This window comes from Frankia sp. CeCAU1 (genome assembly GCF_977971845.1).
Genome location: NZ_CDWWXA010000029.1, coordinates 1 through 7,097, shown reverse-complemented (window position 1 = coordinate 7,097; position 7,097 = coordinate 1). Strand labels below are relative to the sequence as shown.

Genomic DNA, 7,097 nt, shown 5'->3' with positions numbered 1-7,097 from the left:
GGCTGAGCCCGTCCCTCCCGCCCGACACGCATTTCAACGGCCTGCTGGGGGGCGTGGCTCGGTTCCTGGCGAACCCGGATGACCCGGTGCTGGCGGTCGTGAGCCTCTCGGCGGTGCGCCTGGTGACCGACGCCCCGACCGGGTTCCGGGTGCCGGTCCTCGGCATCCGCGAGATCGAGCTGTCCTGCCGCAGCGTGTCGGCCGGGACCCTGCGGGAACTACTCGACGCGGCCCGCCGCGAGCGGATCGGCGTGCGTGGTCTGCCGTTCGAGGCCGCGGCCGACGAGCTGCTCCGGGGTGACGACCGATGATCGCCGCCGAGCGGCGGGTCGACACCCTGCTCGCGATCGCCGCCTGGTGCCTGGGCGGGTGTGCTGTCATGGCGGCGTTGCTGCTGTTCTCGGTGTTGCTCTTCCTGTTCCTCGCGGTTGCGGCCGCGATCAGGTCCCGGCTTGAGCGCCAGCCGGAGTTGGTTGCCCCGACGGTGCAGCACGGGCATGTGATCCCGTCCCGGCCGCGGACCCCGCCGGCAACCGAGCCGCTGGCCGTACCCGCCCGGCCGCCGGCGGGACAGCAGTGACTGCCCGTCCGCCGTGGCTCGGCGTCGGAGACAGCCCCCCGGCCGGCTCGTCACCGGCCGGGATCTCGGATGCGACCCGGGCCCTGGTCCTGGCTCGCGCGCAGCACCGCTGCGAGTCGTGCGGCCAGTCGATCATGGGCCGGCTGTACAGCCTGCACCACCGCCGGCCTCGTGGGATGGGCGGCACTCGGCTCGAGATCGCGCACAGTCCGGTCAACCTGCTCGCGCTGTGCGGCAGGGGGAACCACGACGGCTGTCACGGCCTGGTCCACGGCAATCCGACCGCCGCGAGGGCCGCGGGCTACCTGGTGCGCAGTGGCGCATCTCCCGGCCGCATCCCGGTTTATCTGCATGACGGCCGGCGCGTCCTGCTCACCCCTGTCGGTACCTACACCCCTGAGGAGAGCTGATGTCCCGCGAGATCTGGATACCGGAACTCGATGACCGGCGGGTCGTGCAGGTCGGCGGCCTCGGTCTATGGCTGTGGGTGCAGTGCGCGCTGTGGTGCGTCGCCGCCGGCCGGCTCGACGGTGTGATCCCTGAGGGGGTCGTGCGGATGTTGAGGATTGCTGCCGACGCAGAGTTGCCTGACCAGCTCGTCGACGCGGGCCTGCTCGAGCGGGTCGCCGATGATGGCGTCGCGGCTCTCCGCCTCACCGACTTCGCGACGAGGGGGGCCGAGTAGTGCCCTGGGGCAAGCAGTCGGACACGTGGTGGCGCCACCCGAAGGTCCGGGCGGCGTCCCATCGTGGCCGGTCGCTCTGGTCGATGACGCTCTCCTACGCATCGGACCTCCTGACTGATGGTCTGATCTCGCCGGAGACCCTCCCGCTCCTCGACGCCACCGAGGCCGATGCCGCCGAACTCGTCCGGGTCGGCCTGTTCGACGCCGAGACGGACACCGACGGCAGCGTCAGGGGCTGGCGGTTGCATGACTTCTCCGACTGCAACCCCTCCAGGACCGAGGTCCTGGCGGACCGGCGGCTCCGCTCGGCCGCCCGAGCCTTGCCCGGTCTACGCCGCGAGGTCCGTGCTCGAGATGGGTCGACATGCCGGTATTGCGGCCGGCATGTCGTCTGGTCCGACCGACGGTCGGGCCTGGGGGGCACCTACGACATGGTCGACCCGGCCGAGGATGTGACAGGGGACAACCTGGTGGTGTGCTGCCGGCGCTGCGCTGGCGCGAAGGCGGGCCGCGACCTGGAGACGGCCGGCATGCGCCTGGGCCCGGCCGAGTCGCCTGGGCCCGCCCGGCCAGTCGGACGCCCGGGCGGCGGCGCGGTCCGTCCGTTCCCGCCTCGTTCCGAGGTCGCCCCCAAGTCGGACCCGGGCCTGACTCAGGTCGTTCCTGAGTCTGACCAAGGTCGCTCCCAGGTCGCTTCTAGATCCGATCCAAGTCGTTCCCAAGTCGTACCTGATTCATACCTAGGTACGCACCAGCCCCCATCCCCATCCCCATCACCCCTACGGGGTGGTGATGGGGATGGGGTGCGCTCTGCGCCGGTGGCCGCTGCGCCGTCGGCGCCGGCCGAGCCGGTAGCGACGCCCACGGCTCCTCCACGGCTCCGCTCGGCGTCCACCGTTGGCGCTCGCCATGCCGCGCGGGCCCGCGCGGACCTGATGGCCCGAGCCTCGCAGGGCCGGTTCCGGCTGTTTAGCCGTACCGGTCAGCGCATCCACGTCCACCCGCCCGCGCCCTACGACCAGGCGCCCCTCCCGCTGTTCGCCGAGCTCGTCGCCGACCCGCCCGGCTCGCCACCCGCCCATCTGAGCGACCGCCCGCTCGCGGCCGCAACCGCCTGACCAGGAACAGGAGCAAATCTGATGGATCTTGTCAGACGTGTCGATCACACTCCCTGGTGGGAGGTGATCAGCCGTGTACTACGTCGCGTCCGAGGACCGCGAGGAGGCCCAGGATGCCGAGGAGTCGACGCCGCAGCACTCGCCGCACTGTCCCGGCTGGACCGGCATGGACCGCGAGGGGCGGCCGAGGCCCTGCCTGACATGCCGGCCGTGGCTACGCCGGCGGATCCGGTGGGGCCAGAGGACACCGGTCCGCGCCGCACGCTGACCCTCGTCCCGCCAGTCCCGACCGCGCCCGCTCCGGGCGAGACCCGTCAGGATCTCGCCCGGGCGCTCGCCGCCGCGCACGACATCGCCGTCTACGACGAGGACGAGGACCTCGGGTTCTGGTCCTGCCCGGCCTGCATCTGGGGTGGCCTCGCCCCGGACCGCGAGGCCGCCGAGCTCCAGCATGCCGACGCCGCCACGGCCATCGCCGCCGGCCGGCTCCCGTCGCCGTTCGACGACGGCACGACCATGCATATCCGGGGAGGCGAGCTATCCGACCGCGCCCGGGCCGCCATCGCCGCCATGCCTGCGGCCGCGGGGCGCCCCCACGACACCCGCGTGCTCGGCACCGCGCAGCTCACCGGCACCGTCCTGCCCGTCGTTGCCGAGACAGATGGAGGGCCGACCCGATGAGCCCGGGCGCCCGGATGGGCCTGCACGTCGCCGGCACCGCCATCCTCGCCGCGATCAGCGTGTACCTGCTGCTAGCCGGCACCGGCACCCTGTGGACGACCCTGCTCGCCCTGATTGGCGCGGCAGGCCATCGCCTCGGCTACGGCACCGCCGTCCAGCTCGGCCGCGCACACCGCATCGCCGGCCGTGTCGGTCTGCGCGACCGCCTCTGACTGCCCCCGGACATACACCGGGCCCGGGGATGCGCACCCGGGCCCGGCCGAATCGTCACCCCCTGGACCCCTAGCGAGAGGACGCCGACCCGTGGATGACTACTACACCACGCCGATTGACCATGTACGCCACTGGCTCACCGACCGGTCCACCTGGGACGCGCTGCTGACCGCCGTCATCACGGTCGCCGCGGCCGGCATCCCCGCCTGGCAGATCGCCGCAGCCGCCCGGTGGGCGGGCCAGACCCCCGCCCGGGTCGCGGTCACCGCCGGCGCCGGCGCCCTCCTCGCCCTCGTCGCCACCCGGGAGACCCAGGCGCGGCCCCACCGGAGCGTCGGCCGGCGCATCGCGGCCGCCGTCCTGGCCGCCGCCCCGGCCCTCCTGGCCCTCGCCTGCGGCACGGTAACCACCGGCCGAACCGACCCGGCCGGCCCGTGGGCGCCGCTCCTAGCAGCCTGGCCCACGGCGTGCATCGCGGCCGTCGTCGTGCTCCGCCTGAGCCGACCCCAGCCGGCCGAGCCGGCCCTAGTGGACGATGCTCCACCGCCGAGCCGGTCTGAGCCGACCCCTGAGCCGGCGGCGCAGACCGATGAGCCCCAGGTCGCGGGCACCAAAACCGATCGGCTCCTCCGCCTGGCCGAGCTCGTCCCAGCCGACGACACCCGCGGCCCCAGCGCCCTCGCCGCCGACCTCGCCGCCGAGGTCGGCATGGACCCGGGCACCGCGCGGCGCATCCTCGCCGCCTGGCGCCGCGACCGGCTCGCCTCCTGAGCCCCGGCTCAACCCGCCCGAAAGGATCACATGACCAATCCCATCGGTACCCCGATCAGCATCACCCCCGACATCGAGGCCGCTTCCTGGGACGACATCCAGGGCCCCGACCTGCTGTCGGGTCGGCTCGCTCGTGTCGGCCTCCTGCGCAACGGCACGTCGGAAGGCCGCGCCGCCGCCGGCCTAGCCGTCCGCGCCCTGGCCGCCGGCCCCGTCGGCGCCGAGGAGACCGGCGACTGATGGACGACGAAGACGAGTACTGCGACGAATGCGGCTTCGACCGCTGCCGCTGCGACGAGGGCTGCCCCGAATGCGGCGCGCGCGGCCCGAACGCCAACCACCCATACGCCGAGTGCGTGTGCTACCCGGAGTAGTGGCCGCACTGGCCGCGGCCGCCCGAGGCCTGGCACTGTTCGGGCTGCCGGCCGGCAGCCGGATCCCCACGCCCGGCTGGCAGCACCGCATGGTCGACCCAATCGAGATCATCGTCGGCTGCAGGGCCAGCGACGTCGTCGTGCTCGACCTCGACCGCCACCCCGGCCAGCCCGATGGCATCGAGGCGTTCCTCGCCGCCGGCGGCCGGCCCATCCCCTCGTCGTCCGGCGGCCGCAGTGGCCGCGGGCCCGGCATCGACATCCGGGGCCCTGGCTCCAGCTCAGGCGGTTACATCCTGGCTGCCGGAAGCCGCACCCCCGCCGGCGAGTACCGCCTCATCCGGAACATCCCCCTCGCCCCGCTACCCGACTGGCTCACGCCACTGATCACCCCGAAGGACCACTATGACGGATCTTGACCAGGCCGAACTCGACGAATGGATGATCGTCGAGCTGATGGGGCGTGTTCGCCGCGCCGGCCGCGTCCGCGAAGTCGAGGTCGCGGGAAAGGGTTTCCTCCGCCTCGACGTCCCGAACGGCGACGGCTGGGCAACGCAGCTCATCGCTCCAGATGCCGTCTACGCCCTCACCCCCACCTCTGAGGAAACCGCGCGGGCCGCGGCCGCCCGCTGGCAGCCTGCTCCGGTCTACCGCTGGGAGCTCCCCGCCGCGCCAGCGCGCACCGTCGACGCCGACGACCAGGACGACGACGAGGAGATGCCGTTCTGATGAGCGCCCTCACCCGACCCGCCTGGGTCCGACCGCCCGCCGTCCCCGACGATCACCCGCTCGACAGCACCGACGATGTCGCCCTGGCGCTGGGCGGCTCTCCGACGAGCTGGACCACGGAGGTCCTCCGCCTCTTGGCGAAGTCCGACCCCGAACGCCTCGCCGACCTGACCGAGGCCATCCGCTGGTACGGCCACGCCTACCTGTGGTGGCGGATGGCCTGCCGCACCACGACCGCCGGCGAGCTGCACGCCGAGATGGCCAGAGCCGAGGCCGTGGCTGAACGGGCGCAAGATGACGGCCTCACTCTGCGCGGAGCCTCACGAGCCGCCGACGTGGCCCCGTCCGCTACCTCCCGCGTCGCCCAGGGTGCCGCCGACCCTGCCCCGGCCACTGCGCCTTGTACGGCCAGTGCCGCTGCCTCGACGCCGACGGACGCCACGGAGACCAGGCACCCGCACGCGCCGAAGGCATCCGCCGCATCCTCTCCCGACCCGCCGTGGAGACCCGCCGTGCCGACTGACACCTGCGCCGACGCCGCCGAGGCGCAGGTCGCCGCCATGCGGCAGGCGCTCGACGCCGTCGGCACACCGACCGGTGAGGGGACCGACGATGTCTGAGCATCCGGCCGCTGCCGCGCTCGCCCGGGTCCTGGCTGTCCTAGACGAGCTGGACGCCGTGGCCGAGGGGGCCGACAGTCAACATCAAACGCCGCCCTCGACCTCGAGGTCGATGCCTGACCGCGAACTGTCAGGATCACGATGACGCCGGTAGTGCGCCCACGAGAGGGGCAGGTATGGATCTGCGGGATCTGTGCGTGGACCTGGTCCTGCTGCACACCCATCTCGGCGAGGCCATAGCGTCGGCGCCGGCGCTGACGCCCACCGTCCGCCAGGACCAGAGCGCACGCCGCGGGGGCGCCGGCTCGCGGCCGCCCGGCCCAGGCTTGCTCGACATCCTCACCGTGCAGGCGGGCATCGAGCGGTCGGCCGGGGTGCTCGCCGAGGCGGGCCGCCAGGCCCTGGGCGACATCACCCGTGACCGCGGCGCCGCTCGCGCACTCGACGCGATCCCGACGCTCGCCGAGCGCCTCGACGCCCTGCCGGACTGCCCCGGCGCCCAATACCGGGCCCGGTGCGACGGCGTACTCGACGCCCACCGCCGGCAGGCACGCGGGGTCCTCGGACTCGCCCGCGACCTGCTCTGGCTCGGCCCCTGCCCGGCCGTCTTCGCCTCGCCGGTCACGGTGGTCACCCGCCAGGGCATCGTGGCGGACGATTATGGATGCTGGATGGTCGACTATGCGGCCACCGCCGCGGGTGATCCTGCCGAGCTCCTGGCCCTGGCCGAGACCGAGGGATGGGACACCCGCGTGTGGCGGCCGTCGAGGCTCGCGATCCCCCGAGACGAGGGCGGCACCCCGGACGTGGTGTGCTGGTCATGCGGCTACCGGCAGCGACCGGAGGATATGGCCGAGATGGTCATCGCGCACCTGAAGGAGGCCACGCCCCGATGACCAGCTCACGCCCCGCTCGGCCGGCTCGCATGGGGGCCGTCGACGACGTCCGCACCATCGCCCGGGCGCTCCGCATCCCGGTGAGCACGATCAACGAATACGCCCGCGAGGGTGCCATCACCCGGGTAGGCGCGGCCTACCCGCCACGGTACGACGCTGTCGAGGTGGCCCGGGTACGCGTGACACGCCGGGGACGACGGCGTGCTTGACGTCCGGCATGATCAACCGGCAATCTTCGTGCTGTGATCCCACCCGTGTCGGTGGGGTCCGGCCGTGCGGCGGCCCGCGGGCTGGCACCGCGGACGCCGGCCGTGTGCCACGAGACGGCAGGGTGACGACCAGCCGTCCACGGGTCCGACGTCCTCGTCAGGACGAGCGGGCGGCCGGCGGGCCGGTTCGATTCCGGGCCGCAGCGTCACGGACAAGGGGG

14 protein-coding genes are annotated in these 7,097 nt (G+C 73.3%); all 14 read left to right on the top strand.

The features are described from left to right. Positions 1-311 (top strand): hypothetical protein (locus AC08OO_RS07810; RefSeq protein ID WP_476618375.1); only part of this gene is annotated, 311 nt, incomplete at its 5' end. Further along, a complete protein-coding gene (locus AC08OO_RS07805; protein ID WP_476618374.1) occupies positions 308-580 on the top strand; it encodes a hypothetical protein in 273 nt (90 codons plus the stop codon). The genes AC08OO_RS07810 and AC08OO_RS07805, both read left to right, overlap by 4 nt. Continuing rightward, positions 577-990: an HNH endonuclease gene (locus tag AC08OO_RS07800; RefSeq protein WP_476618373.1), complete on the top strand. Its 414-nt coding sequence runs from the start codon at positions 577-579 to the stop codon at positions 988-990. Before AC08OO_RS07805 ends, AC08OO_RS07800 begins: the two co-directional genes overlap by 4 nt. Next, a complete protein-coding gene (locus AC08OO_RS07795; protein ID WP_476618372.1) occupies positions 990-1,265 on the top strand; it encodes a hypothetical protein in 276 nt (91 codons plus the stop codon). Before AC08OO_RS07800 ends, AC08OO_RS07795 begins: the two co-directional genes overlap by 1 nt. Before the next feature lie 803 nt (positions 1,266-2,068). Beyond that, a complete protein-coding gene (locus AC08OO_RS07790; protein ID WP_476618371.1) occupies positions 2,069-2,383 on the top strand; it encodes a hypothetical protein in 315 nt (104 codons plus the stop codon). Between the two features lie 210 nt (positions 2,384-2,593). Next, positions 2,594-3,064 carry a hypothetical protein gene (locus AC08OO_RS07785; RefSeq protein WP_476618370.1) on the top strand — a complete coding sequence of 157 codons (471 nt, stop codon included), beginning with the start codon at positions 2,594-2,596 and terminating at the stop codon, positions 3,062-3,064. Beyond that, positions 3,061-3,276 (top strand): hypothetical protein, encoded by a 216-nt coding sequence (locus AC08OO_RS07780; protein WP_476611674.1) that lies wholly within the window; start codon positions 3,061-3,063, stop codon positions 3,274-3,276. The genes AC08OO_RS07785 and AC08OO_RS07780 overlap by 4 nt, the downstream gene beginning before the upstream one ends. A gap of 91 nt (positions 3,277-3,367) precedes the next feature. Then, entirely contained in the window at positions 3,368-4,048 is a 681-nt protein-coding gene (locus AC08OO_RS07775; RefSeq protein ID WP_476611675.1) for a hypothetical protein, read from the top strand. Positions 4,049-4,078: 30 nt separating this feature from the next. Further along, positions 4,079-4,288: a hypothetical protein gene (locus AC08OO_RS07770; RefSeq protein WP_476611676.1), complete on the top strand. Its 210-nt coding sequence runs from the start codon at positions 4,079-4,081 to the stop codon at positions 4,286-4,288. Positions 4,289-4,400: 112 nt separating this feature from the next. Next, a complete protein-coding gene (locus AC08OO_RS07765; protein WP_476618369.1) occupies positions 4,401-4,841 on the top strand; it encodes a bifunctional DNA primase/polymerase in 441 nt (146 codons plus the stop codon). Beyond that, positions 4,828-5,151 (top strand): acetyltransferase, encoded by a 324-nt coding sequence (locus AC08OO_RS07760; RefSeq protein WP_476611678.1) that lies wholly within the window; start codon positions 4,828-4,830, stop codon positions 5,149-5,151. The genes AC08OO_RS07765 and AC08OO_RS07760 overlap by 14 nt, the downstream gene beginning before the upstream one ends. Beyond that, a complete protein-coding gene (locus AC08OO_RS07755) occupies positions 5,151-5,771 on the top strand; it encodes a hypothetical protein (protein ID WP_476611679.1) in 621 nt (206 codons plus the stop codon). Before AC08OO_RS07760 ends, AC08OO_RS07755 begins: the two co-directional genes overlap by 1 nt. A 176-nt stretch (positions 5,772-5,947) precedes the next feature. After that, the gene (locus AC08OO_RS07750; protein ID WP_476611680.1) at positions 5,948-6,667 is read left to right on the top strand and encodes a hypothetical protein; all 720 of its coding nucleotides are present in this window, start codon (positions 5,948-5,950) and stop codon (positions 6,665-6,667) included. After that, positions 6,664-6,876: a hypothetical protein gene (locus tag AC08OO_RS07745; protein ID WP_476611681.1), complete on the top strand. Its 213-nt coding sequence runs from the start codon at positions 6,664-6,666 to the stop codon at positions 6,874-6,876. Before AC08OO_RS07750 ends, AC08OO_RS07745 begins: the two co-directional genes overlap by 4 nt. The last annotated feature ends 221 nt before the right edge of the window (positions 6,877-7,097 follow it).